The following is a 26,671-nucleotide window of genomic DNA, read 5'->3' on the forward strand; positions in this document are numbered from 1 at the left end:
TTCCCTCTTTTTTTTTATCTTTGTACCGAAAAATTCCTTAATTATTACCTTAACATAATCTACACACACATGCCCGAGGTTAAACTCTTTGCCGGAACCAACACTAAAAACTTGGCTGAAACCATTGCTACGAATTATGGTCAGGATTTAGGTGCGATGACATTATCCAAGTTTAGTGATGGGGAGATGTCCCCAAGCTTTGATGAGTCTGTCCGGGGGTGCCATGTATTCCTTATCCAAGCGACCAACCCCAATGCAGACAATCTGCTGGAGTTATGCTTGATGATAGATGCTGCCAAGAGAGCCAGCGCTTATAAGGTATGCGCAGTGGTTCCTTATTATGGATATGCCCGTCAGGATCGTAAAGACCGCCCAAGAGTATCCATTGCAGCGAAGCTAATAGCCAATATGATCATGTCTGCTGGTGCTGACCGGATTATGACTTGCGACTTACATGCTGGCCAAATACAAGGATTTTTCGACATTCCTTTGGATCATTTAAATGGATCTGCTATTTTTGTGCCCTATTTGAAAAGCCTTGATTTAGGGGATAACCTGATCTTTGCCTCTCCGGATGTCGGAGGAGTAAGCAGAGCAAGGGCCTACGCCAAGCATTTCGAAGTGGAAATGGTGGTATGTGATAAGCACAGAAAGCGCGCCAACGAGGTGGCTTCCATGCAGTTGATCGGTAATGTAGAAGGAAAAGACGTGGTATTGGTAGATGACCTGGTGGACACAGCAGGAACCATGTGCAAAGCCGCCGAAATCATCTTAGACAAAGGTGCCAACTCCGTAAGAGCCATCGCCACACACGGAGTATTATCCGGCAAAGCGTATGATAATATTGAAAAGTCAGTATTATCGGAATTGGTGATCACCGATACCATTCCATCCAAACAGCATTCGTCAAAGATCAAAGTCCTGACCGTCGCAGAATTGTTTGCAAAAGCGATCCATGCCGTCACAGGAAATGACTCGATCAGTGCCCTGTTTGTTTAAATGTGAATTTCAATTTATTTATATCTATTAATACACTATTATGAAATCGTTAGAGATTATAGGGTTTAAAAGAGCAAATCTCGACAAGTCGACATTGACTCAGATCCGTGAAGAAGGAAGCGTTCCTTGTGTCGTTTACGGCCCAGGTATCGAAGAGCAAATTCACTTCCATGCTCCAGCTATCCTTTTCAGAGAGTTGATCTATACTCCTGAAGTACACATGGTAACTTTGAATATCGAAGGAACCATCATCAAAGCTATTCTTCGTGAAGCACAGTATCACCCAGTAAGTGAGACACTTCTTCACGCTGACTTCTTAGCTTATAGTGACACTAAGGCTATCAAAATGGATATCCCTGTGGACCTTAAAGGAAAATCTCCAGGTCTATTGAAAGGTGGTAAACTGGAAATCAAAACCAGAACGCTTACTGTTAAAGGTTTTGCAAACGACCTTCCTGACGTTATCCCAGTATCTATCGACGGTCTGGAACTAGGTAAATCAGTGAAAGTAAACAATGTAAAAGCTGAAGGCTTTGAAATCCTTACCAACCCAAGCGTATCTATTGCTACCATCGGTATCCCTAGAGCTCTTAGAGGTAAGAAATCAACGGATGAGGACGAAGCTTAATTTAAGCCTCTCCCCATTGAAATCAGAAATTCTATCCTGCCAGCAATTACTTTGTTGGCAGGATTTTTATTTTAGCCGCAACTACCATTAAGCATGAAGTACCTAATTATTGGACTTGGAAATATTGGCCCGGAATATGAGCTGACCCGACACAATGTTGGATTCCTCACCCTCGACAGACTCGCTGATCAGGAAGGTGCTTCCTGGTCCAGCAATAGGCTGGCTTTCACTTCTGAAATAAAATATAAAGGCCGCATCCTCCAGCTCATCAAACCTACCACTTATATGAATCTAAGTGGCAAAGCGATGAACTACTGGATGAAGGAATTAAAAATTCCTAAAGAAAACTGCCTCGTCATCGTCGATGATGTCGCCCTGCCCTTCGGGAGCCTGCGCCTACGTGGCAAAGGATCCGCCGCCGGACACAATGGCCTCAAAAATATAGAAGAACTTACTGGCGGTCAAAACTACCCAAGACTGCGCTTTGGAATCGGAGATGACTACCCCAAAGGCCGGCAAGTGGACTATGTCCTCGGGAGATGGTCACAAGCTGAGATTAATGAGCTACCCATCTTTATGGATAAATCCATAGAAATGATAAAATCCTTCGTCACCGCAGGCATCAACCTCACCATGACCCAGTTCAACGATTAAGGTCCACTCGGTGGGCTGAACTCTATTCATTATTTCTCTATCCTATCCACCTATATAAACTACTCATCATGAGCAAGAGCATCAATCTTGGCCTACAAATCGTCCCCAAAAGTAAGGATATGGACACCTACGAACTAGTGGACAAGGCCATCGAGGTCATCCAAGCCTCCGGGGTAACCTATGAAGTCAATCCCTTCGAAACAGTAATGGAAGGCCCCGAAGACCAGCTGCTTCAAATCGCTAAAGAGGCTCAGCAAGCGGTACTGGATGCCGGCGCAGACGAAATATTAGTTTATTATAGAATGCAGATCCGGAAAAATGGAGATGTCACCATGGGGGAAAAAACCGATAAGCATAGAAATTAAGTACCCGTCACCTCCTATCCTTTAAGGATCAAATCTTCCATGCACTTTTTATAGAGATAAAGGAATGGCTTCTTCCTTCTTTCCAAATTCAGTATTTCTCGTCCCTTAATTGGTAAAAATGAGAAAAAACAAAGGATGCCAAATAGGCTAAAATCTCTAAATAAACGCCCAAAAACAGGGTAACAATAATTATTTTTAGTAAAAAAAGCCATTTTTAGACGTTTTTCGCATATACTTTTCGGTTTGCGTATATGTGCGTATGTCCCTATTAACCAGCGGCATATAATTTGCCTTATATTGTGTAAAATTTCACACCAAAAGTAAACATGTCCCTACGGCCACCGGGACATGCCCCCAGAAATCTGCTTCTGCAGACAGACCTGGAATCTTTAAAACTATTTCTTAAAATCCATATGAAGAAGTTTACTACATTATTACTTGTAGGACTATTATGTGCTGCGCACAATGTCCATGCCCAGATTGAATCCGTCTATTTTGATGTGGTTAATAATCAAATTAACGAGGGCAATCCTCTTCCATCCGAGGAGATCTTCTATATCAAAGGCATCATCCCCAATGGAATTACCTATGTGGAAGCCAAGGTCTATTTGTCATCCAAATCGGAAAGCAAAGCGAAGAACTATTCCTGGAAACAGCCATTTGACTTTGAAGTCAATCAATATGAAATGCTCGTGGGTGATCCGCTAAGAAGCAATGATAATTATACTATTGCTCTCTATTACTACCAGCGCGCCGATACCACCCAGATGCAGATGCTGAAAGGGGCCATCCACCATAATCTGGAGGCTTATATCCGCGCAAATCTAGAGATCAACAAAGGTAAGATCAAATCCTATAATACCGATAAGGTAATGATCAACCAGCTCAACGAAATCGTAAACGAAGGAGTAGCCAATTATTCCCACTTTATCCAGCAGGACTTCCGTGGCTTCAGTGATATCGTGACCCAAAAACTGGATCAGAGGGAAGAAATCAAGCTTAAGAAAGCCAAATTCAATATTCTAGGCCGTAAGGAGAAGGAGCATGATAACGAAAGAGCAGTATATGCCGCCCAATATGTGGATGAGCTGATCGCACTACTTAATAATGAAACGGACCAATACTTAGCCGACAATATGTTTGCGCTAGTAGATATAAGAGAGATCAAAAGATACCCGACCGAGAAGAAAGCGGTGAGCATTCCTCTAAACTTTGGCTATGGTGGATTCGCTATGAAACGTTCTTTCTCTGATACTGAATATTTCAACGGCATGTATGCTGGCGTATCCCTTCCACTTGGCAATACTACGTTCACCAAGTTTCTAGGAAACGCATCCTTTTCTACAGGGGTATTCTTACAGAATTTCGAGTCCAATAATGGCACCAAGTTGTCAGGACCATTCGTCAACCTTCCCATCTATGCAGGGCTAGGCTATAAGCTCTTCCGGGTATTCCGCTTCAATGCAGGCTTGGTAGGTGTTACTTCCGAAAACCAAGTCACCTTCAAAGAGGAATTTCAACTTCAGCCATATGCTGGCTTTAGCTTAGAATTCAATCTTTGGTTGGGATTAGACAAAAAATAAAAGCTCCATAATAATGAAAAAACTTCAACTCACATTGATGGCCTGTCTGGTGATGATCACCGGATATGCCCAGCAAGCCAATTATAACTGGCGTATAGGAGTAAGCGGGGGATTTTCCAACTATTATGGAGATCTAAGTCCTTATCCCATAGCTAACTTTGGGGATGTATCCCATGCACTTAAATTATTCACGTATAACGACCGTTATGCAAAGGACTTTTCGGGTGAAATTAGTTTAGAACGAAAACTGACCAACACTCTTGGCCTGAAAGCCCATTACGGAATGTACAATTTTGGCATGAGTGATCAATACATTCTGCCAGATGGTAAGGTATATGACCAAAGCCCTAACTTCAATCGGGCGCTGAACTTCAATACCTCAGCAGAAGAGGCTGGATTGTCCTTGGTCATCCGATCAGACAATGGCAAGTTGTTAGGCAAAAATGCCTTTCTCGCTCCCTACCTCACACTAGGAGGCGGTTATATGTGGTATTCCATCAAAGGAGATCTATTGGATGCAGAAGGTAATCAGTACGATTATGCCTCTGGTCCAGTAATTTTGGATGGCAATTATGAAACCGATTTGGCGAAGCTAAATACAGAAACAGGTGATAAATACGAGCTTAATAGCCTCTTTGCCTCTATAGGGCTGGGAGTAAAAATCCGCCTGAGCAATAAATTCGAGCTATTTGCCCAAAGCACTGTAAAAAGAGCTTTCTCTGATCAGTTGGATGATGTAGCAGGCTTATACCGTCCTGCCTATGACGATAGCTTTGTGGCCTATGCTGCACAGCCAAACCAAAGACCAGATAGCAACCAACCCGAATGGAGAGGCAACTCAGATAAATCTGACGACTGGTATATCTATCATGGAGCAGGAATAAAATTCAGCTTTGGCGCAGCCAAAAATAAATTTAGAGCCCCGTCTATATCCTCCACTTATAGCCAATATCAACCAAAAGCGAGCACCAGCCCCCTTCCAAAGCCGGTGGTCAATGATATACCGCAACCTAAGACGGAAAAATTTGAGATCGAAAAAGAGTTCCATACAGGCAGCCCTTCGATAATCAATAATTACTATACCTACTTAAATGGCAAGTCTCCTTTCTGGAACTATACGGACAATCAAATGGCCGCATTAGAAGTGGATATGGCGATACTTGAGCAGGAAAAACTCCGCGCTAAAGTGGGTAGGGATGCCGAAACGAGCAAGGCTGTGATGCTTGGCTACCAAGAAACTATCACCAAAATGGAGGCTGACACCAGCCTTACTAATGCTCAGCAGGCACAACTAAGATCCCTAAAACAATCTCAGTTCCAAGAGCAGCTGAACCTTGATAGCTTGGATCAGGAAAAGGTGTATTTGGATAAGAAAATTGATAAACTGGAAGAAAAGAAAGCTTTATTATTATCTACTGGAATGAATGACTCCATTCCTTTCAATGCTAGCCCATATTTCAATCAGGTACCGGTTTTCATTCCACAGACAGTATATAGTTCTTCCCAGAACCCTGCTTTTGGCGATTCCGCGGTATATTCCCGCACGCTGATAGGCAGTACAGACACTTTGGCGGGGGCCTATCCCTCGCCACCTGTGTATGCCTACGGGCAGGAGGAATATACCCAAGCCCCATTGACCAGCAGTTCTCAGGCCTCCACCCCTACCGGCTATAGCTCTCAGGAGGAGAACTCCTATAATGGAGGATACCAAGGAAGGTCATTGGAAAGTGAGTCGGGCAGCGGCTACCGTCAGGGCGATTATAAGTCCACCTCTGGTGGCTCACACAATAGCTGGATCCCAGTTCCCATTATATTTTCTGGTAACGGAAAGAAGTCTAAAAATGTCCCTGAAGATGCAATCACAGAAAGTGCTGCGGCACCTGCTGGTAATTGGTATGATCTGGTAAGTGCTGAGGATTATCAAAATTATTACCTTCCGGCGATGGCATTGGGAATGACCACTGCAGGATTATATATTGCGGCAGATAAGCCTGCTCAAGCCGAGCAACCGCTGGCCATAGGAGAAAGCTCCGCGCAACCTGCGAGCCCAGCCTTAGCTGGATCTATCAGCCCTCTGGGTGCTGACACGGTATTCGTGACTGGAGAGGATCGCGAAATATTAATCCCTTCCAAAACAGCCATTTACTTTGACACGAATCAAAAAACATTTACCGCTCAGGAGCAGCAAAAGCTAATACCTTTGGTAAACTGGGCAAATCAGCATGCTGAAAGCCAATTGTTCCTTGAAGGATTTGCAGATCAAACTGGAAACCTAAGCTATAACCAGAACCTTATCTCTTTGCGAATTGAGGCGGTAAAGTCAGTATTGATGACAGATTATGGCATTAAAGCTTCTCAGATTCTCACTTCGGTAGGAGGACAAATCCACAGAAAGCCCGACCAAAGTAAGCCCCTTAGTTCGGATCGTAAAGTGGAAGTTGCCATTCTTACCAAGCAATGAAAGGATTAAAGGCTGCTCAGGCCTGCCCTTAATCCTTTCACAAATCCTGGTTTAAGGCTTTGTCTTATAGCTGGCCGTGGAAGGTGGATAGTTACAGCTTTCGGGGGCCATTAATAGTCATATTTTTTACCCCACATTTTTTGCAGGTATTTACGAAGATCATTTTCTCTCGCATTGATGCCCGGCTCATACAACTTCTGCCCTTTGAGCTTTTCAGGCATAAATTCTTCCACCACAAAATTACCTGGATAGTCGTGGGCATATTTATACCCTTTGCCATAATTAAGGTCTTTCATCAACTTAGTAGGGGCATTACGAAGGTGAATAGGGACAGGAAGGTCTCCCTCCTGTCTTACAATGGCCTGAGCTTTATTAATAGCGATATAACTCGCATTACTTTTGGCTGAACTCGCCAGGTAGGTCACACATTGCGAAAGGACTATACGTGCCTCCGGATATCCAATGATCTTGACAGCATCAAAACACTGAGTGGCCAGCAATAGTGCATTAGGATTGGCATTTCCGATGTCCTCGGAAGCTAATATCACAAGTCGCCGAGCAATAAACTTCACATCCTCTCCTCCCTCAATCATTCTGGCCAGCCAATATACTGCTGCATTGGGATCAGAGCCACGAATGGATTTTATAAACGCCGATATAATATCATAATGCTGTTCGCCGGACTTATCATACATTGCCACTTTTTGTTGGGCAATTTCGGTGACCTTATCATTGGTGATCACTATAGGGTCATCAGGAATGCCATTGACCACTATTTCGAATAAATTCAGTAATTTCCGGCCATCTCCACCAGATAGACGCAGCAGGGCCTCAGTTTCCTTTAGCTCTATGGACTTTGACTTCATGAGGATATCCTTTTCCATGGCTTGGACCAGCATCGCTTCCAGTCCATCTCGCTCAAGGTGGTTCAGGGTAAACACCTGGCAACGAGAAAGCAAGGCGGCATTGACCTCAAAAGAGGGGTTCTCGGTAGTGGCACCTATCAGACGAACATGGCCTTTTTCCACCGCTCCGAGCAAAGCATCTTGTTGGGATTTATTAAATCGATGAATCTCATCAATAAAGAGCACCACTCCCTGCTGAAAACGGGCCTTCTCTATAACCTCCCGGATATCCTTCACCCCAGAGCTAATCGCACTCAGGATATAAAAAGGAGCCTTGACCTCATTGGCTATAATATTAGCAATGGTGGTCTTCCCCACCCCCGGAGGTCCCCAAAGGATGAGTGAGGGTACGGTACTGGATTTTATTGCCCGGTACAGAAAGGTCCCCGGCTCACTCAGATGGGGTTGCCCTATTAACTCATCCAGGCTTTTGGGCCTCATACGCTCTGCTAACGGCTCTTGACTCATATCTTTATCTCTTCTCTTTTCTGTAAACAAATTTCTACTACTCACCCATAGTTGACCTTCCCCAATATCGTGCTTGAATAGCTCCAAGAGAATATTCACTATTAGGGAAAAAGGGGTATTCCCTACTTTCTCTCTCATTGAAGCATTTATAAAGCCGAACTTACGCTAGCCAGAGAATTACCGGAAGGTTCCATGGCATGGAAAGTAGTCAGTTCATCGAAAGCACATTCCCTTTTCATTTTAAGGCTAAGTCACCATGGGGCATATTCTGTGCAAATCTTACAAGCCTCCTGCCAACTTCTCGCGTAGTCGGTTCAGGTCTTCATCTCCAAAATCCAAATGGGTCACCAATCGAATACTATCTTCTCCAAAAGTCACTCCTAAAATCCCGATCGCTTTCAGTTTCCCGATCATCATTTCCGGCTTCACCTTAGGCTCCAGTTGGGCAATTACAATATTGGTACGGACAGGCAAAACAGTCCTCACCCCTGATAAGTTTCCCAGGTAGCCCGCCAATATTTCTGCCCGGCGATGATCCTCTGCAAGTCTCTCAATATGATGATCCAAAGCATATATCCCCGCTGCTGCCAATAAGCCTGCCTGCCTCATTCCACCTCCCATTGCCTTTCTGATCTTCCTAGCTCTCCATATAGTCTGCCTATCCCCTAATAGTACTGAGCCTACCGGGCATCCAAGGCCCTTGCTGAGGCATACTGATAGGGTATCGAAACGTGGTCCCCAATCTTCTGCAGCTTCCCCGGAAGCTACCAAAGCATTGAAAATCCTCGCACCATCCAAATGCAGCTTAATGGCATTATTTCTACACCAATCCGAAATAGGCTCAATATCGGCCAATGTATAGATACTCCCGCCTCCCTTATTCATCGTATTCTCCAGGCTTACCAGGGCCGTTTCGGGAGCATATACATCATCTGGCTGCACCGCCGATTGGATATCAGCTAATGATATTTTCCCATATTCTCCTTCCAATAGTCTAACAGAACTCATAGAATTGGCCATTATCCCGCCACCTTCATAGAGGTAAATATGCGATTCTTTATGACAAATCACCTCTTTGTGGGGGCCAGCGTGTAGCTTAATGGCGATCTGGTTGGTCATGGTCCCTGAAGGGCAAAATAAACCTGCTTCCATACCAAACCGCTTGGCAAGTTTCTCCTCTAAAGCAATTACTGTCGGATCCTCCCCAAACACATCATCCCCTATCGCTGCGCTCCACATAGCCTCTTTCATTGCTGCTGTGGGTTTAGTCAGCGTATCACTCCTTAGATCTATTATCATGAGTCCAGCTTTTAATAAATGGATTCCGCTACTTCTATTGGGCGATCTGTCGCCAATATATCCGCTCCATTACTTACAAAATCCCTATATATTTTATCTCCGCGAGCTTCGGCCCGCTTATCCAGGTTCCCCAACACGCCCAAAATAGCGAATATACCCTGCTGGTGTAATTGCTGATTAAACTCAGCACTACGCTCAGCTAGCCCGGTAAAGGCGATTATATTTCCCTTTGGAATACCCGAAGCCAATACCGCAGACAATTCTTGCTCATTTCTGATGGTCACTGACAACATCAAGTCCGGCGCCAGGTGGTTCAGTTTTCTGGCTGCATCCAGGCTATAGGTGATCAATGCCACTGAGGCCTCAGATCGTGTTTGACGGATAGTTTCAATGATTTTCTCATAAGGAACACCTCTTTTGATATCCAGGGTTAGCACCGTCCTGCCCTTTGCCCAGATCAATACCTCTTCCAGCCTGGGGATTTCATAGTCGGTAAGTGCACCTTCCTCGTCCACCAATTTGAGATCTTCTAATTCATCCCAGCGCATCTTAGAAACCTCTCCATTTCCGTTGGTGGTTCGGTTTACTGTATTATCATGCATCATGAGCAGTACAGAATCCTTACTCATCGAGATATCGCATTCGATAATTACAGGGCTATGATCGAGAACATACTGAAAAGTCTCTATGGCATTTTCGGGATATCCAGGATAGCTCCCTCCACGATGAGCGCTGATCAGGGGACTTTGGCCTTCCTTCCAGTTAAAGAACTCCTTGGTCTCCTCCAGAGATTGGAAAGCCAATAAGGAGGAATCGACGGATTTTCCAGCTTCTTGAGACGATGGGCTGGAGCAGGCTACGAGTAGATAGGCGAGTCCTAGTCCAAACAGTTTGATTGGGGTAAACACTTTCATAAGCAGGCTTTTACTTTATTTTTTGAAATTAAATGGATTGGATCTGGATTTTTTGAAGACCTCCTCCATGCCACTGAGTTCTATACTCAAGGCTCTGGTGGAGAGGATTATTTCCCAAAGGGATATTCCTAATGAGATCAAAAGGGCCACCATGCTTAGCATGAAGGTAATATTTGCCCAGGTTTCTATTTCCTTATAGATCAAAAACATGCAGATGACACAAAGCAAAAAGCTCAACACGCCGAAGGTTTGCATATTTTTGATCATTATCGTTCTTTGTCTGAGACTTTTCAGTTGCTCCATAAGCCTTACATCGTCGGGTTTTTCACGATAGCGTTCGCTCAGGCCTCGAATCAGGCTCGCCATTGCCAAAAACCGATTGGTATAGGCCAGCATCAAAAGGGTTATGGCCGAAAAAAGCAGGGCCGGGGTGGACAATTGCAATTCCATAGGTGTGTTTGATTTTACAGGACTAAATTCAGGAATTTTGAAGGTATTAAAAAAGTTTTGGCAAAAAACCAGCAACCCCAGCCAGGAATATTGACAGGGGTTGTCTTAATTTTTTAAATAGGAATAGGATGTTGGCGATATTAAGTCACCTCGCCGAGTACCACGAGTTTCTCTAAGGTAGGCGATTTACTTCCTCCTTTAGGCTCTATGGTGATCGCAAAAGCTCCGGCGGAGGCGGCAGCACTCATCTGTTGGAAGGTCAGCTTCTGCCCGGGCTTTACAATTCCGATCCCCACGGGACCATCATCACCAATCGCCCATAGTTGATAGTCTTGATCTTCCTCCAGGCTGGCCAGTTGATTGACAGATACGAATACTTGTTGGCTTTCCTTATCCCAGAACACATCCACACGTGCCTCTTTCTGGATTTCAAAAGGCTCACCTTTCATCGGGATGCGGCTATAATTACCAGCAAGGAAGGTTTCCATCTGGGTGTCCAGCTCTTGATATTTAGCTTGATTGATTTCCAGGTCCTCGGAGAGGATATTTCTTTCTTGCAATAAGGCGGTAAATCGCTCTTCCACATCATAGAATTTACCTGCAAAGTAAATAGCGGCAGCAGAGGCCAATACAGCTACCACGGAGGCAGCCACGGCGAAGGTTTTCCAGCCGGAGGCATTAATCGCCACTTCTTTGGCCATCGGCGCAGAAGTCACTTTGGTAGTTTGCTTAGGACTGTTGATTATAGGTTTTTCCTGGAGATCTTCCTCCAAGGAATCAAATATCTTGTTTTTGGTATCCAAAGAGGGGGCAAGACCACTTTTCATATCAAAGGTCATCATTGCCTCCTGGATATCATCCAGCTCTTGTTGGATTTCGGGATATTGTTGAGCCAGGCTCAGCACTTCCTCTTGCTCTCTATCACTGAGTTCCCCCAGCACAAAGAGCTCCAACTTTCCTGACGCTATATAAGATTGGATATCCACTATATTCTATTAATATTCTTTTTTAATACCCCTAAGGCTGCACGTATCCTTGATTTCACTGTTCCCAGTGGAATTTCGAATTCTTCAGAAATTTCGGAATGGGTGTATCCTTTAAAATAAATACATTCTATCACAAATCGCTGTTCCTCACTTAGAGAAGTCATGAGTTCCTTTACACCGATACCATCTACTATTTGGGCTGTACCTGAGGCACCTTCCAAACCATATACGTACTGATCTATGGTATTGGTCTTACTATTTTGAGAAAACTCTTTAGAGCGTGTTTTGTCTATTGCTGCGTTTCGACATACGTTAGCCATCCAAGTATAAAGCTTACCTTTGGATTCATCATAGCTATCGATCTTACGGATAATTTTTACGAAGGCATCATGAAACACCTCTTCCGCGATATCGCGATCTCTAATCACCCTTGAGATAACGGCAAACAGTGCATGGGAATATTTATCATATAAATAATCCACGGTCTGCTTATCTCTATCCCTAAGCCCACTTATGAGTTGTTCTTCCTGCAAATGATGCTAAATTTTATGGGTAATTAGTTTCAAAAAAGAAACACGAGGCGGTTTCCCGTCTCGTGTTATAATATTATGATAAGTTTATGACAATTACAAATGTATCACTTCATCATATGCCGCAGCGGCTGCTTCCATGATGGCTTCGGACATGGTCGGATGCGGGTGCACCGTTTTGATCAACTCATGACCCGTGGTTTCCAGCTTACGGATAGCCACGATCTCAGCGATCATTTCTGTGACATTGGCACCGATCATATGACCACCAAGGACCTCACCGTATTTAGCATCAAATATCAATTTAACAAATCCATCCTTGGCGCCAGCAGCAGAAGCTTTTCCTGATGCAGTGAAAGGGAACTTGCCTACCTTGATTTCATATCCAGCTTCCTTAGCTTTTTCTTCTGTATAACCTACTGAGGCTATTTCCGGAGAGCAATAAGTACAGCCTGGGATATTATTATAATCCAATGGCTCCGGCTGTTGACCAGCGATCTTCTCCACGCAGATGATTCCTTCCGCAGAGGCTACGTGTGCCAAGGCTGGACCTGGGATCACATCCCCAATCGCATAGTATCCTGGCATATTAGTTTTATAGTATTCATCGACCTGAACACGGCCTCTGTCCACCAAAATCCCAACATCCTCAAGACCGCAATTCTCCACATTGGCCACTACACCTACCGCTGAGAGTACAATATCGCAATCAATGGTTTCTTCACCTTTCTTGCTTTTCACAGTTACCTTGCAGCCTTCACCGCTGGTATCTACTGCGGTCACTTCCGTACTGGTCATGATCTTCATTCCCGCCTTTTTGTATAGCTTCTCCAGAGTTTTAGAAACCTCAGGATCTTCATTAGGCACGATACGGTCCAAGAATTCAACGATAGTCACCTCAGTACCGATAGCCGCATAAAAATAAGCAAACTCCACTCCAATCGCTCCAGAACCAACAACCACCATTTTCTTAGGCTGCTTATCCAAAGTCATGGCTTTGCGGTATCCGATTACCTTCTCATCGTCAATCTTCACTGCTGGAAGCTCTCTTGATCTAGCTCCAGTAGCGATGATAATATGATCTGCACTGTAGGTGGTTTTATTTCCCTCTTTATCTTCTACCTCTACTTTTTTTCCTGGCTTCACTTTTCCCCAGCCTAAGAGTTGCTCAATTTTGTTTTTCTTAAACAAAAACTGAATCCCCTTGCTCATTCCTTGGGCCACTCCCCTGCTTCGCTTCACCATGCTACCAAAATCAGCCTTGGCGTCACTTACCGTAATGCCATAATCTTCAGAATGATTGATATATTCAAAAACTTGGGCACTTTTCAATAAAGCCTTGGTGGGAATACATCCCCAGTTCAAACAAATACCGCCTAGCTCGGCAGCTTCTACTACGGCAGTTTTGAGTCCTAGCTGTGAGGCCCGAATAGCGGCTACATAACCACCGGGACCACTACCAACTACAATTACATCGAATTTTGTTGAAGACATATGTATATGTTTTAAAATAGCAATTTTACCTTCGCAAATTTAAACTATTTAGCCACAGAAAAAAATTTGGTTTCTATTATCATTCCCTATTCCTGGCCAAATCCAGCAGGTTTCGACCTTGCCAGACCTTATTCAAAGTTCCTATACATTCGCCAAAATTATCCTGTTTCTCGAATATGAATCAGTCTTAAGAAGGATATTTATAGAAAGTGCTCCTTTATCCCCTGCCTATATCCCCTTATCCACGATAGATTTTGCGATAAAATCCCTATTTTTGACTTTCTAAAATGCACAAACTTTAATTTTGATATGGGATTATTAACTGGAAAAACAGCTCTGATCACCGGAGCCTCTAAAGGAATAGGAAGAGCTATCGCTATTAAATATGCTCAGGAAGGTGCTAATGTCGCCTTTACTTTTTTGTCAAGCGTAGAAAAAGGCCAAGCCCTCGAGCAAGAGCTTGCTCAATTCGGAGTAAAAGCCAAAGGCTTTCGTTCTGATGCCTCTGACTTCGCCGCAGCCGAAGAGCTCGTGTCCGAGGTAGTGAAGGAATTCGGCTCCCTCGATGTCCTCATCAACAATGCCGGTATTACCAAAGATAACCTGCTGATGAGAATGACCGAAGAAGCATGGGATCAGGTAATGAATATCAACCTTAAATCCTGCTTTAACACCGTAAAGGCCGCCACCAGAACGTTGATGAAACAAAAATCAGGTTCCATCATTAATATCACCTCCGTGGTCGGTATTAAAGGGAATGCTGGACAAGCTAATTATGCCGCCTCTAAAGCAGGCATCATCGGATTTACCAAGTCTGTGGCCCTAGAACTAGGCTCTCGTGGCATCAGAAGTAATGCCGTGGCACCAGGATTCATCGAAACAGAAATGACAGATGTACTCGATGAGAAAACCGTCCAGGGATGGAGAGACGCCATCCCTATGAAGCGCGGTGGACAACCCGAAGAAGTCGCAAACGCCTGTGTCTTCCTTGGTTCTGACATGAGCTCTTATATCTCTGGTCAGGTGATTCAGGTCGATGGCGCTATGCTAACCTAATACCTAAAAAATAAAAGAGGCAGAACATTCCATTCTGCCTCTTACATCACTTTTTCATCCTCCCGCCTCTCTGATTTCACCTGATGTCTAAATTGATTTGGGTAATAAATCAATAATCTCCTTCCACTTACTCATTTTATTTCCGACAATTAAACGACTAATAATCAACTTTTTGATTGATCTAAACGTATATCAAAATGATATCACTTTTAAATCATACTAACATGGAAAAAACAATCAAACCCATCAATGGATTTCTGATGCTCTTTGTCATATTGCTTCTGATTATTCCTGCCCAAATCGTACTATTTACTTCAGGACAGTTTATCATCGGCATTCTACTGAGTATTCTTATGATCTTTTTTGTACCCGGATTCTTCATTGTAAATCCTAATAAGGCCGTGGTTTTGCTATTATTTGGAGCTTATAAAGGCTCAGTAAAATCAAATGGTTTCTTTTGGGTGAATCCCTTTATGTCAAAAGACAAAATATCATTGCGAGTACGCAATTTCGAAAACCAACCGATGAAAGTAAATGACAAAATAGGCAATCCTGTAATGATTGGAACGATCGTCGTGTGGAAAGTTGAAGATACTTTCAAGGCCTCTTTTGATGTAGAAAATTTCGAAAACTTCGTCCATTTGCAAGCGGATGCAGCGGTGCGAAAGATGGCAGGATTATATCCTTACGATGATTTCGAAGCAGAGGATGCCGAGATCACTTTACGATCTGGCGTGGAAGACATCAATCAATCTCTGGAGCAGGAGATCAGTGAAAGACTGGAGCATGCAGGCATTCAGGTGATCGAAGCAAGAATCAGCCATTTAGCCTATGCCTCCGAAATCGCCAGCGCAATGCTCCAAAGACAGCAGGCATCAGCGATCGTTGCTGCACGGAGGAAAATCGTGGACGGTGCTGTGGGAATGGTGGAAATGGCCTTGGCAGACCTAAAGAAAAATAACATCATAGAATTTGACGAGGATAAGAAGGCTACTATGGTCAGCAACCTAATGGTGGTGCTCTGCTCAGACAAAAGCGCGAGTCCTGTGCTGAATGTCGGAACCTTACATCAATAATTCAGCTGCAAAATATCATAAGTAAAGGGCTCCGGAAGCAGATCCTGCCCTTTTCTTATGAAGGTACAGACCGATATACTACGTCTTTCCTAGCCAAGGGAAGAGTAACGGTACCAACCTATACAATGGAATTTCAATGGCTTCGGGCCTGATTATTGATTCTCAATGAGAGAATAGAAAAAGGGGAAACCCTCAAATAAAATAAGTTAATGTGCATTAAAAACATGAAGGAGGGCTTAGAAAATGGCAAATAAAAAACCTTTCGCTCTGAGAATAGATGAAAGGACCATGAAGGAAGTGGAAAAATGGGCTGCTGAGGAATTCAGAAGCACCAATGGGCAATTGGAATATATCATCTATGAGGCGCTTAGGAAAGCCAAGCGCTTACCAAATAATAAGGCCAGCAGCAAGGGAGAATAGTCTCCTTCACTGCTGACCCTAAGCATATATTCGCCTCCCATCCTCAAAGCCCAGGTGCTGACACCTCACTTTTTAGATTGGAATCCTACTTTCTATTTTACTCCTTATTATTCATTTCAGCTTCGGCATCATAAAGGAGTTTTTGACGCTCAAAATCATATAAGGTAAGCTGACGAAGTTCGTAATAAGCCAACCAATATTCTCTTAGGGAGCTAATATAGCTTTGTTTATTAGAGTCTTTTTCGGTCTGAGCAATATTGAGGTTGGTAATATCCATCTTTCCGCTGAGGTAGCGTTGGCGGGAAATCTCATATCTTTTGGCAGCCACTTCATCGGCTTTTTCGCTTATTATTATCCTGTCTCTTAGCTGTTGGAAGTTTTTCACTTGGGTAAATATCTCTTGTTCAAAAGTGATCATATCCTGCTGCACGGTATAAGTTACCAGTTCCTGATTGGCTCGAGCTATCCCCATTCTTGCTTTATTCCTTCCCCAGTCCAGCACAGGAACACTTACTCCCAGGCTTACCACCGCCTGTTGATCGGGCTGATCATAAATCCCTCCCCAGGTACTTGCGGCATTATTATACCCATATCGGGCATTGACATCGAGGTTAAACCGCTGGCCTTTGGCACGAGCTAATTGCTCATCAGCCTCTTTTCTTCTGATCTCGAAGTCCACTGCATCAGAGCGATTTTCGAAGGCTAGAGAAATGGCCTTGTCCACATCCACATCAAACTGCGGGATCACATCTGGCAGGAGGAGGTCAAACTGTACATTTTCATTCAGACCGATATAAGATCTCAAGGCTAGTGCAGTGCTCTCAAGGGCCAGCTGGGCCGATGCCAAATCCTGATCGGCCTGCAGCACTTGCAGCTCCACCTGCAATAATTGATCCTCTGTGGTGGTACCAATATTATAGCGCCCTTGCTCTATTTTATAGATGCCCTCCATATTGGTTTTATTTTGCATCGCAATGTCATAGCTTACCTGCGAGAGAAGGTAGCTAAAAAACAGCTGGGTAGCCCGCTCGCTGATTTGCTCCATTTCCTCGACATAGCCTTTCTTGCTTTGCTCATATCGTAAGGGCTCGATGAGCTTATCCCACTTTAGCTGGTTGAATGCAAAAATAGGTTGATAAAGTTGCACATTGACCGGCACCCCCTGCCATCTAGTTTTTTGGCTAGGGTCGTCCACGAGGTAGTTATTGTATTGGGTGGTGGAAGTATTGATACTGATATTACCACCAGTAAGCGCAATAGACTGCTGTAATCCCAGTCCTACGTCCACTATGCTCTGCTGCAATGGCAGGTATTCAATGGATCCATCATTTTGCTCCACCGCTCGCACTTCCTGAGAGTAGGAAGGAAGCGTTCCGGAAAGCCGCAGCTGTGGGTTATAGTTAGATTTATAAAACCGGTACTGCCAATATAAATTCTGCCGCTGCGTCTCCGCGCGCAATGCCGCCGGGGACATTGACTTGGCCCGATCGATAATATCTCCCAAAGAATAACGTATTCTTTCCTGAGAAAAAGCCTGGTAATTTACGCCACTAATAATTAAGAGGACTAGTATAATGGTCTTGTACTTATTCATATCTTAAAGAGGTTATAGGGTCTTGACTCGCCGCCCGTCGCGCAGGAGCAATTCCAAAAATCAATCCTACCGTCGCTGCGACACTAAAGGACACCAAGATGGAAGGAATGGTGATGATGGTGGGAAAATCCCCAAAATTAGAAACTAAGCTGGCAAGAACAACCCCTAATATGACGCCGATCACTCCTCCTGACACACTGATCATCATGGCTTCAAACAGGAATTGGTGAACAATATCGGTCTTCTTTGCCCCTAAAGATAGCCTTAAGCCTATTTCCTTGATCCGCTCCATTACCGAAGCGAGCATAATATTCATAATACCAATTCCGCCTACCAGTAAAGATATCCCAGCAATCGCCCCCAGCACTATATTGAATATATTTTGGGTTCTTTGTTGTTGCTTCAATAGTAATTCTGGAATGGTGATTTCAAAATCTACTACATTATAATGCTTTCTTTCCAAAAGCCGCGACAACACATCTGCCGTCGGGTTGAGCAGCTTACTATCACTAACCTGAACGACCAACTTATCGATCTGATGGTAATTGGTAGGTACAGTAGCACTATTTTGTGGCGCCTGACCACCTATAAAAAATCTTGCACTACCACTTCTTCCTGCCGCTAGATTGCCAGAGGTGATCATATCACGGTTTTTGTAGCGCACGAGCATGGTCTGTATTGGGATATAAACATCCATATTAAAATCCCTTATGCCCAACTTAGCCAAACTCTGGTCCGAGACGATTCGCTCTTCCATGACACCGATGACCCGCATCCATTGATTGCCACATTTTATTCGCTTACCGATAGGTTCTTCCTTGCTAAAAAACTTGGTCTGCACCCCTCTGCCTATGATACACACCGGATCGCCATGCAGCAGATTATTATCGGTAAACATACCTCCTTCACGTAACTGGAAATTGGTAACTTTGAAATACTCAGGAGTTACTCCCACCAGTTTTGCCGATCTACGGATACCACTCTTGACAATATAAGTATCCAAAATAATCTCCGGACTGATCCGCTCTATTCCTGGTATGGTTTTTTTCACCGCTTCCACATCTAGCATCCTTAGCCCTGGTGAGAATTTATTCTTCTCTTTCCCTGGGCCATTTCCTGCCGATCCTTCTACCTGCTCTTCCACCTGCTCCACAATAGGCTCCACTATTATATTATTTACACCCACGAGCTTAATCTGCTCTAGAATCTCCTGTTGGGCCCCATTACCAATAGCCATCATGGCAATCACCGCCGCAACACCAAAGATTATCCCCAATGCTGTAAGTAATGATCTCAGTCTGTTGGCCATTACCGCCTCAAATGCTATATAAAAATTAGACAGTAGTCTTGGATTAAACATCATATCTATTTTAAGAAGCAGAGGAATTTCTTTTACCCTTTTGACCAGCAGCAGGTCGGCCTCCCGGTCCTTGTTTAGGTCCAGCATTCCTAGCTGCAGGGGCTTTCTCTTCCTCCTCTTCCAGGTTTCGCTTCCCATTCAATGCCTCTAATAGCCTGATAGATTGATCTTTCTCTCCCCAGTTCGGGATGGATAGGTACACTTTATCACCTTCCTCTAAGCCCATTTCCACCACTACTTCATCATAGTTGGCAAGGCCCAATTTCACTTCCTGCTTGGCTCCATTATTTAGATAAACATAGTTAATGCTATCATTATGAACGTGAACTGCCTCCAAAGGAACGTGGACCACGTCCTTCAGCTCCTGGGCCAATATCGTATTACTAGTGGTCATCGCTGGCCTCATCACATCATCATTTTCATTGACGAGGATCTCCACTTCAAAAACTTTGGCGTCAGAATTTGGTCGCTGCTGACCTACATTGGCCACTCGGGTAACCTTGCCCGTAAATTTCTTTTCTGGAAAAGCATCTAATCCAATCTTTACTTCCTGACCCACTTTTACTTTCCTAATCTCCACCTCATTTACATATGTGATACTCTGCATCTCGGTAAGGTCAGGAAGTGTGGCCACCACCGGATTCCAGGCACTGATTTGAGAGCCTTCGGCAATCTTATTTCCATCCCAGTTAGTCTGATAAATTACCATTCCATCCTGAGGAGCGGTAATGGTAAATTCGCCTAACAAATCATTCATAGCTTGAAACTCCCGCTCTTCTTTCCTGAGTCGGGCCGTCCTTTCAGCCATCTTGGCTAGCGCCTGATTGTATTTGATTTCATAGTTTTGCTTGGCCTGATCCATATCACGCTTGGCCTTCTGCAGGTCGTATTCATTCTGCTTGATCGTTGCCGGTGGCTCGTATTGAGACTGCTCTAAGACCAACTTGCGCTGCTCCACATTATAGTCTAGGTTCAAAATATTATCGCGTTCCTGTCTCAAGGTCAGGGCGGTATCTAGCTTAGCTTGCTCATATTGGGCGGTCTCGGAATCCAGATTATTCTGGCCATCACTTAACTTCCCAAAAAGCTCCGACTTATCCAGTGAAGCAATAAAATCATCCTTCTTCACCACAGTGCCCTCATCGACCATTTTTTCAATGGTCAGTTGATTGACACGAAACTCCCTTGCGCGGGTGGGGCCTAGTATCATCACCGACCTTAAGGCCTTAAGCTCACCTGTGGTGGCTATCTCAACGGTAAAGTCGCTCTTTTCCACTGAGACTATGATATCTGAACCATCACTGGTCACGGATGGAAAAAAAATAAAGTAAAGTATGATAATGGCAACTATACTTCCTGCAGCAACAAATAATAAATTCTTTTTCATGACACTGGGTCTATTAGGTAATTTTAAAGTCTATTATTTACAAAATTAAATTTTTTAAATCTATTAATGCCCCCAACTAAAATCAAATATAGCCATTAACATAATATTTCAAACTAAAAACTTAATTAATAAATGTTAATATACACTGAAATGTTTTACTAAATTGCAGCCCAATTGCATCAAATTCCCTTTATGAAGTCCATAATTAGTTTTGTAATCAGGTATATCCCCAGAAGCTTTTTACAGCGAGTGTCGCCCCTATTTCTTAAGGCGGTCGCACTTGCGAATAAAGGTGATAAGGTAATATGTACTGTATGTGAAAAAGGTTTTAAGAAATTTTTACCTTATGGCAGAAAGGCCCGTGAGAATGCCCTGTGTCCAAACTGCTTAGCTCTGGAGAGGCACCGCTTAATGTGGCTTTATCTTCAGCAAAAAACTAATTTTTTCACGGCTCCATTACGAGTGCTTCATGTGGCGCCTGAGGCTTGCTTTATTGATCGATTTGAGAAGCTTCCCAATATTGATTATATCACAGGAGACATCGAGTCTCCACTGGCAAAGGTGAAAATGGATATTCACCAGATTCCTTTTGAGGATGCCTCTTTTGATGTAGTCTTTTGTAATCACGTCATGGAGCACGTGGACAATGATATTGCCGCTTGTAAGGAAATCAATCGAGTCCTGAAACCTAAGGGCTGGGGAATCATCCAATCCCCGGTATATAATATCCCCACCACCTTTGAGGATCCGAGTATCACCGCTCCAGCGGAACGCGAAAAGGCTTTTGGTCAACGAGATCATGTTCGGAAGTATGGGGATGATTATGCCATTCGGTTGAGTAAATCAGGTTTGATGGTTTCTGAGGACAGGTTTGTTCAGGAATTGCCCAAAGAGGTAGTAGAAAAACACGCCTTGCCCATCACCGAAATCATCTATTTCTGCACCAAAGGATCCACTACCGCCTAATTAACGCCAGCAATAGTCCAATTCCATAGGAAATCAGCTGACCATAGGAAGTAACTAGTGCAAGAGCAGCTACCGCAATCGATTTGCTGGCAGTCAATGCACTTATAAATAAGCCTATGCTCCACACTAAGTATAGACCTAGGAATAAGGAGAAAATTGACAAATTAAATAGATAAGTCCCTAACAAGGCCAATAAACCCAAAAAGAACGCTAAAGGCATTAGGTGAACCAGTTTGATGGCACCAGGATGAAATCTGGCCACATTTACACGGTTTTGACCAAAAGAAAAGCTTTGGCGAAAAAAAGAAGCAAGTGTATTTCTTCTTTTATGATAGACGAAGGCCTCTTCTATAAGCTCCAGCTTAAATCCCGCCTTCCTGATCCGAATGGAAATCTCAATGTCCTCCCCCTTATTGGGATCCAAAAAGCCACCCACCTCATCATAAACATTCCTGCTAAAGCCCATATTAAAACCTCTCGCTTGGTATTTTGCAGGAGCAGAGCCCTTTCCTCTTATCCCACCGGTGGTCCAGAAGGAGGTCATGCTAAAATCAATTGCCTTCTGCAATACCGAAAAGCTATCTTCGGCAGCATCGGGGCCTCCAAAAGCATCAAGCTTCCTTTCAAGAATCGCCTTATAAAGTGTGGTAAAATAAGTAGGAGGAATAATACAATCTGAATCAAAGAACACAAAATAGTGTCCAGTAGCCATTTTAACACCAGTATTTCTGGCAAAACCCTGCCCTTGATTAGCTTGATAATAGTATTTTATATTTAAGGAGCTGCTAAAATCAGCTATCAGGTTTTCACTTTTAAGATCGGATCCATCCTCAATGATGATCACCTCAAAATCATCAAAGAGCTGGCCAGTCAAGCTATTTAATAATTCGTGAAGCTCCTTAGGTCTATTGTAAACGGGAATAATGACCGAGAAAAACATACTTCTTAAAAGTTAATTTCATCGTCAATATTATAATCGCTTTTGCGCGAGCTATTGGAAGTCATCATCTCCGCCATAAATCCGGTCAGAAATAACTGTACTCCGACGATCAAAGCCACGAGAGACAAATAGAACAAAGGCTGATCTGTCACTTCCCTAACGGATAAACCCAGGCGAAGGCTACGTATTTTCTCAATCACCAGCCAACATGTTATTAAGAAGCCACCCAAAAATGAAATAGTCCCCAGGGAGCCAAAGAAGTGCATGGGTTTTTTCTTGTATCTATTGACGAAGGATACAGAAATCAGGTCCAAAAACCCATGAATAAAGCGCTCAATCCCAAATTTGGTAGATCCATATTTACGGGCACGGTGCTCCACCACTTTTTCACCTATCTTAGTAAACCCATTCCACTTGGCGATCAGGGGAATATACCGATGCATTTCTCCATAAAGGTGGATCTGCTTCACCACTTTCCTTCTATAGGCTTTGAGTCCACAATTGAAATCATGTAGTTTAATCCCAGAAATCAAGCGGGTCACCCCGTTAAAAAACTTAGAAGGGATGGTTTTGGTAAAGGGATCGTAGCGTTTTTTCTTCCACCCGGACACCACGTCGTAGCCTTCCTTAGAAATCATATGATATAAAGAGGGTACCTCATCGGGGCTATCCTGAAGGTCTGCATCCATCGTCACCACCACCTCTCCCAGGGCCTTGGAGAAGCCGATATCCAATGCGGCTGACTTTCCATAATTGCGCGAAAAGGCCACGCCCTTCACATGCCCATTGGCATGAGCAAGTTTTTCGATTACCTCCCAGGAATGGTCAGAACTGCCATCATCAATAAATAACAGTTCATAAGTAAGCTGGTGCTGTTGCATCACCCTTTCTATCCATTCTGTCAGCTCAGGAAGTGATTCCTCCTCATTATACACGGGAACAATAATCGAAACTTGTGTCATTTACTCCTTATAAAATATCAGGTTTTTTATTCTTTTTGATAATTGCGGATACAATTAAAGCTATAACTGCGTTAGCAATCAAACTTATACCAAAACCTTTCAATTGCCCTCCAACCGAATAATTGGCTAAAAAATCATTTTTCATTTTAGCAATATCAGCGGAAGACATCTCCCCCTGGCCACCAAAACGTTCAACAATGGCAAGAGTATTATCAAGGTTTGCCTGAGCAAGTACTTCTGGCAAAGAAGGATCAATCACCTGAAACAATAATATCATCCCTATCATATTAATAAAACCGGCGACAACTAAGGCGATAAAGGAAAATTTAAAGGCCTCTCCAAAAGTAATGAATCCGCCTACTTCATTCCTATACTGAAAACCAAAGGCTACAACTAAACCTAAAAACACTATCAGAGTCCCTATGCCAAACCAAAAAGAGGCCAGTAAAGCTGAATTAATAAAGTACGCAACAAAAGTTAATGCGACAGCAATTAGTCCAAGGACCAAACCCCATCTTAGGGCTGCCTGGATGGGGGAATTTGAATTTTCCATAGGTTAATGAGATTTTGTTCTTTTTAAAATTATTGAAATTATAATTGTAAAGAACAATTCAAGTAAGAATATTTTAAGAAATATATCCAATGCTATATCGAAAATATTCATTTCTTCACTCTCCCCTAAAGCCTCCAAATATGCTTGCTCTCCCACAGACTCAGAAATAAAATCCTGTTGGCTATGCAGCCAAGACAATTTTTCCAATTTATAGGATTCAAACACTTCAGGCATTAAATATAGAAAAGTAAGTACGCCCAAGGAAGTTATTACGGCCAACAGTCCATAAATGACAAAACCTACGGTCATCCCTTGACCAAACAGCATCTCTCCACCAGACCACTGTGCACGGAAATTCCTCATTCCCAGGAATACAAAAACCGGCGTAATCATACAGGCGGCAATAGTGGTGAAATCTATCGCATTCAGCTCAGTAAACTGCAGGATCAAAAATGACAAAAGGCACAGTCCCGCACCCGCAAGGCCAAAAGGGTATCCGGCCTTAAAATACTTATTCATGAGATCTATAGATTTGGTCTTTATTGATCACCATTTTTATTCTCCCTTGAAGCAGGGTGTTAAAATAGGGGGAATTGGAGGATAAAGAAGCATTGAAGCTATGATTAAAGTCCTGAGTCCCCTTAGGATCAAAGAGCGTAAGAGAGGACATTTTCTCCTGTGGCACGTTCAGTACGCGTCGTGGACCAGTAGTGATTTTATCAATCAATAAGCCCCATCCCAATTTAGGTTCTAATATGGTCAAGCCATGCAAGAAAGCCCCAAGGCCATTCATACCAAAATCAGCGAGATCAAATTCCATATGTTTGGAATCATAGTCTTTAGGTTGGTGATTAGAAATTAGCGCATCAATAGTCCCATCTCTAAGTCCCTCCAGTAGAGCTTCCTGATCGGCAGCACTCCTAAAAGGCGGCAGGACCTTCAGTTGGGAATCAAAATCATGCAGATCTTCATCGGTAAATAACAATTGGTAAATAGACACATCGGCCGTGACATTAAGGCCTTCGGCTTTGGCCTTTCTTATCAGGTCCACTCCTTTGGCTGTACTTAAAGCCTGGAAATGGATTCTCCCTCCAGCATATCGCAAAATGTCTATATTCTTCTGAATAGCCACTTCCTCTGCCAGGGAAGGTATGCCTTTCATTCCTAATAATGTACTGGTATAGCCTTCATGAATCTGCCCAAAGATGCTGAGAAGCGGATCATAACTATGATCGAAAAGAATTCCATCAAATTTCTGAAGGTACTGTAATACCTTCATCATACGATCAGAATTGGACAAGGGGATGACTCCATCGCCAAATACGGTCACCCCATGGTGATTGATATCAAGAATCTCTGTTAGGTCCTCTCCTTCGCAGCTTTTGGTAACTGCCGCCTGAATATGAAAATCAGGTAAAAGTGATCGTACTTTATTCTTAATAAATTCTACTTCAGATTTGGACTGTACCACCGGATGGGTATTGGGCAGCAGCACAGCTTCTGTAAATCCCGCCTGTGACAAGGCCGCACCGAGGCTCTCTAAGGTTTCCTGATGCTCCAAGCCAGGTTCTCCTACTCCACAACGCAAATCCATCCATCCAGAAGACCCCAGCAGGCCTGAGCAGTCAATTACCTCAGAAGCTCTGGACTCAGCATCAGCCACACTGATATGCTGACCATCATAAAAATAGTCCTGAGCATCTTGAATTTTATTATCGTGAATAAGTTGAAGGGACTTTAGTAGAATTGCCATGCTAATTTTATTTGTGCAAAACTGCCACTTTTTTTATAAAAAATAAACCCTTATCACTTATAAGTTAGGATAAAAATCAATTGAGTGGCCGTATTTCCCCATATGGATGGTTATATACAATAATAGTAGAACAATTCTGAAAGAAAAATAAATGAATGAGCACCCAATACAAGTAGTTGATGCACTATTTAGTAGTGCTATGATTCAGGCTAACCCTAAGCAATAATTGTGGAATCATAAGCTGCCCTCTAGATGAAAAAGATGGTGAGAACTTATCTGTTTTCCCTAATGCCAATTTTAGAGACGGTAGGCGACTTTCTCGTCCATTGAGGGCAATAATGCAGGCTAATACAAACCTATAAAAGCGGGCGGCGACCTATTTCCCCAGGTGTAAGCCTTATGCCATTAGCGCGACAAGGCTTAACTTCTCTGTTCGGAATGTGCGAGGTGGATCCTTGGCGAGGTATCAGTTTAAAGTCATTGGGGAGCAACCCTAAGCATTATATCGGTGCTAATATTTTTAGATTGACTTATTCTAAAGCAATATTAATCGATTCTAAGTAGTAGAACATGGAATAATCCCTATGCAGAATGTTAAAAAGTTAGGCTTAATATCCGTGTGCCCTCAGAAGTTCAGGATGATCATTTATTCTATAGCCATAAAGTTCGATAGCAGATTATTAGCAANGCATTAAACGCAAAAAAGCCTTTCACATTTCTGTAAAAGGCTTTNTAATAAAAGCGGGCGGCGACCTACTCTCCCAGGTGTAACCCCAGTACCATCGGCGCGACAAGGCTTAACTTCTCTGTTCGGGATGGAAAGAGGTGGATCCCTTGCGCCGTACCACCCTAAAGTCGTTGGGACTAG

Annotated in this window: 25 protein-coding genes and 1 rRNA gene; 10 read left to right on the forward strand and 16 right to left on the reverse strand. The window is 43.4% G+C overall.

Annotation, left to right across the window (positions count from 1 at the left end):
- The first annotated feature begins 69 nt into the window (after positions 1–69).
- The 6 genes from B050_RS0110015 (at position 70) to B050_RS0110045 (ending at position 6,690) form a co-directional block, all read left to right on the forward strand.
- A complete protein-coding gene (locus B050_RS0110015) occupies positions 70–999 on the forward strand; it encodes a ribose-phosphate pyrophosphokinase (RefSeq protein WP_018473782.1) in 930 nt (309 codons plus the stop codon).
- Between the two features lie 40 nt (positions 1,000–1,039).
- On the forward strand, positions 1,040–1,627 hold the full coding sequence (locus tag B050_RS0110020) for a 50S ribosomal protein L25/general stress protein Ctc (protein ID WP_018473783.1): 588 nt from the start codon (positions 1,040–1,042) through the stop codon (positions 1,625–1,627).
- A 93-nt stretch (positions 1,628–1,720) separates the two neighbouring features.
- Positions 1,721–2,281: an aminoacyl-tRNA hydrolase gene (pth, locus tag B050_RS0110025; RefSeq protein WP_018473784.1), complete on the forward strand. Its 561-nt coding sequence runs from the start codon at positions 1,721–1,723 to the stop codon at positions 2,279–2,281.
- Between the two features lie 68 nt (positions 2,282–2,349).
- The gene (locus B050_RS0110030) at positions 2,350–2,646 is read left to right on the forward strand and encodes a thiamine-binding protein (RefSeq protein WP_018473785.1); all 297 of its coding nucleotides are present in this window, start codon (positions 2,350–2,352) and stop codon (positions 2,644–2,646) included.
- A gap of 413 nt (positions 2,647–3,059) precedes the next feature.
- Positions 3,060–4,229 carry a hypothetical protein gene (locus B050_RS0110040; protein ID WP_026235778.1) on the forward strand — a complete coding sequence of 390 codons (1,170 nt, stop codon included), beginning with the start codon at positions 3,060–3,062 and terminating at the stop codon, positions 4,227–4,229.
- Positions 4,230–4,242: 13 nt separating this feature from the next.
- Positions 4,243–6,690: an OmpA family protein gene (locus B050_RS0110045; RefSeq protein ID WP_018473788.1), complete on the forward strand. Its 2,448-nt coding sequence runs from the start codon at positions 4,243–4,245 to the stop codon at positions 6,688–6,690.
- 110 nt (positions 6,691–6,800) lie between these two features.
- Here the strand turns inward: B050_RS0110045 and B050_RS0110050 are convergent, their stop codons facing one another.
- The 7 genes from B050_RS0110050 to lpdA form a co-directional block, all read right to left on the reverse strand.
- Positions 6,801–8,063, reverse strand: a complete 1,263-nt coding sequence (locus B050_RS0110050; RefSeq protein WP_026235779.1) for a replication-associated recombination protein A — start codon at positions 8,061–8,063, stop codon at positions 6,801–6,803.
- Between the two features lie 279 nt (positions 8,064–8,342).
- Positions 8,343–9,362, reverse strand: a complete 1,020-nt coding sequence (locus B050_RS0110055; protein WP_044202224.1) for a threonine aldolase family protein — start codon at positions 9,360–9,362, stop codon at positions 8,343–8,345.
- Between the two features lie 11 nt (positions 9,363–9,373).
- Complete coding sequence (locus B050_RS0110060; protein ID WP_018473791.1) at positions 9,374–10,276, reverse strand: glycerophosphodiester phosphodiesterase family protein; 903 nt, start codon at positions 10,274–10,276, stop codon at positions 9,374–9,376.
- Between the two features lie 15 nt (positions 10,277–10,291).
- A complete protein-coding gene (locus B050_RS0110065) occupies positions 10,292–10,726 on the reverse strand; it encodes a DUF2721 domain-containing protein (RefSeq protein WP_026235781.1) in 435 nt (144 codons plus the stop codon).
- A 140-nt stretch (positions 10,727–10,866) separates the two neighbouring features.
- A complete protein-coding gene (locus tag B050_RS0110070; RefSeq protein ID WP_026235782.1) occupies positions 10,867–11,712 on the reverse strand; it encodes an anti-sigma factor in 846 nt (281 codons plus the stop codon).
- Positions 11,712–12,245, reverse strand: a complete 534-nt coding sequence (locus B050_RS0110075) for an RNA polymerase sigma factor (protein WP_018473795.1) — start codon at positions 12,243–12,245, stop codon at positions 11,712–11,714. Before B050_RS0110075 ends, B050_RS0110070 begins: the two co-directional genes overlap by 1 nt.
- Positions 12,246–12,338: 93 nt before the next feature.
- A complete protein-coding gene (gene lpdA, locus B050_RS0110080; RefSeq protein ID WP_018473796.1) occupies positions 12,339–13,736 on the reverse strand; it encodes a dihydrolipoyl dehydrogenase in 1,398 nt (465 codons plus the stop codon).
- 309 nt (positions 13,737–14,045) lie between these two features.
- On the opposite strand from lpdA, the gene fabG reads away from it, so the two are divergent.
- The 3 genes from fabG (at position 14,046) to B050_RS23240 (ending at position 16,288) form a co-directional block, all read left to right on the forward strand.
- Entirely contained in the window at positions 14,046–14,792 is a 747-nt protein-coding gene (fabG, locus tag B050_RS0110085; RefSeq protein WP_018473797.1) for a 3-oxoacyl-[acyl-carrier-protein] reductase, read from the forward strand.
- Positions 14,793–15,016: 224 nt separating this feature from the next.
- Positions 15,017–15,868: an SPFH domain-containing protein gene (locus B050_RS0110090; protein WP_018473798.1), complete on the forward strand. Its 852-nt coding sequence runs from the start codon at positions 15,017–15,019 to the stop codon at positions 15,866–15,868.
- Positions 15,869–16,111: 243 nt separating this feature from the next.
- Positions 16,112–16,288, forward strand: a complete 177-nt coding sequence (locus B050_RS23240) for a hypothetical protein (RefSeq protein WP_018473799.1) — start codon at positions 16,112–16,114, stop codon at positions 16,286–16,288.
- A 97-nt stretch (positions 16,289–16,385) separates the two neighbouring features.
- Here B050_RS23240 and B050_RS0110100 read toward each other — a convergent pair whose 3' ends face one another.
- The 3 genes from B050_RS0110100 to B050_RS0110110 are packed head-to-tail and all read right to left on the reverse strand — an operon-like array spanning position 16,386 to position 20,629.
- Entirely contained in the window at positions 16,386–17,882 is a 1,497-nt protein-coding gene (locus B050_RS0110100) for a TolC family protein (protein ID WP_018473800.1), read from the reverse strand.
- The gene (locus tag B050_RS0110105) at positions 17,875–19,242 is read right to left on the reverse strand and encodes an ABC transporter permease (RefSeq protein WP_026235783.1); all 1,368 of its coding nucleotides are present in this window, start codon (positions 19,240–19,242) and stop codon (positions 17,875–17,877) included. The genes B050_RS0110100 and B050_RS0110105 overlap by 8 nt, the downstream gene beginning before the upstream one ends.
- Before the next feature lie 10 nt (positions 19,243–19,252).
- A complete protein-coding gene (locus tag B050_RS0110110; protein ID WP_018473802.1) occupies positions 19,253–20,629 on the reverse strand; it encodes an efflux RND transporter periplasmic adaptor subunit in 1,377 nt (458 codons plus the stop codon).
- Positions 20,630–20,821: 192 nt separating this feature from the next.
- Between B050_RS0110110 and B050_RS0110115 the strand changes: the two genes are divergently transcribed.
- Positions 20,822–21,595, forward strand: a complete 774-nt coding sequence (locus tag B050_RS0110115; RefSeq protein ID WP_018473803.1) for a class I SAM-dependent methyltransferase — start codon at positions 20,822–20,824, stop codon at positions 21,593–21,595.
- Here B050_RS0110115 and B050_RS0110120 read toward each other — a convergent pair.
- From B050_RS0110120 to rrf, 6 genes are all read right to left on the reverse strand, one after another.
- Positions 21,585–22,535 (reverse strand): glycosyltransferase, encoded by a 951-nt coding sequence (locus tag B050_RS0110120; RefSeq protein ID WP_018473804.1) that lies wholly within the window; start codon positions 22,533–22,535, stop codon positions 21,585–21,587. The genes B050_RS0110115 and B050_RS0110120 overlap by 11 nt on opposite strands.
- Positions 22,536–22,540: 5 nt before the next feature.
- Entirely contained in the window at positions 22,541–23,497 is a 957-nt protein-coding gene (locus B050_RS0110125) for a glycosyltransferase family 2 protein (RefSeq protein ID WP_026235784.1), read from the reverse strand.
- Between the two features lie 7 nt (positions 23,498–23,504).
- Positions 23,505–24,050: a DUF4199 domain-containing protein gene (locus B050_RS0110130; RefSeq protein ID WP_018473806.1), complete on the reverse strand. Its 546-nt coding sequence runs from the start codon at positions 24,048–24,050 to the stop codon at positions 23,505–23,507.
- A 3-nt stretch (positions 24,051–24,053) separates the two neighbouring features.
- A complete protein-coding gene (locus B050_RS0110135) occupies positions 24,054–24,569 on the reverse strand; it encodes a DUF4199 domain-containing protein (RefSeq protein WP_018473807.1) in 516 nt (171 codons plus the stop codon).
- Complete coding sequence (locus B050_RS0110140) at positions 24,562–25,803, reverse strand: dihydroorotase (RefSeq protein WP_018473808.1); 1,242 nt, start codon at positions 25,801–25,803, stop codon at positions 24,562–24,564. Before B050_RS0110140 ends, B050_RS0110135 begins: the two co-directional genes overlap by 8 nt.
- Before the next feature lie 740 nt (positions 25,804–26,543).
- Positions 26,544–26,655, reverse strand: a 5S ribosomal RNA gene (gene rrf / locus B050_RS0110145).
- Between the last annotated feature and the right edge of the window lie 16 nt (positions 26,656–26,671).

This window comes from Echinicola pacifica DSM 19836 (assembly GCF_000373245.1).
In the GTDB taxonomy this organism is placed as follows: domain Bacteria; phylum Bacteroidota; class Bacteroidia; order Cytophagales; family Cyclobacteriaceae; genus Echinicola; species Echinicola pacifica.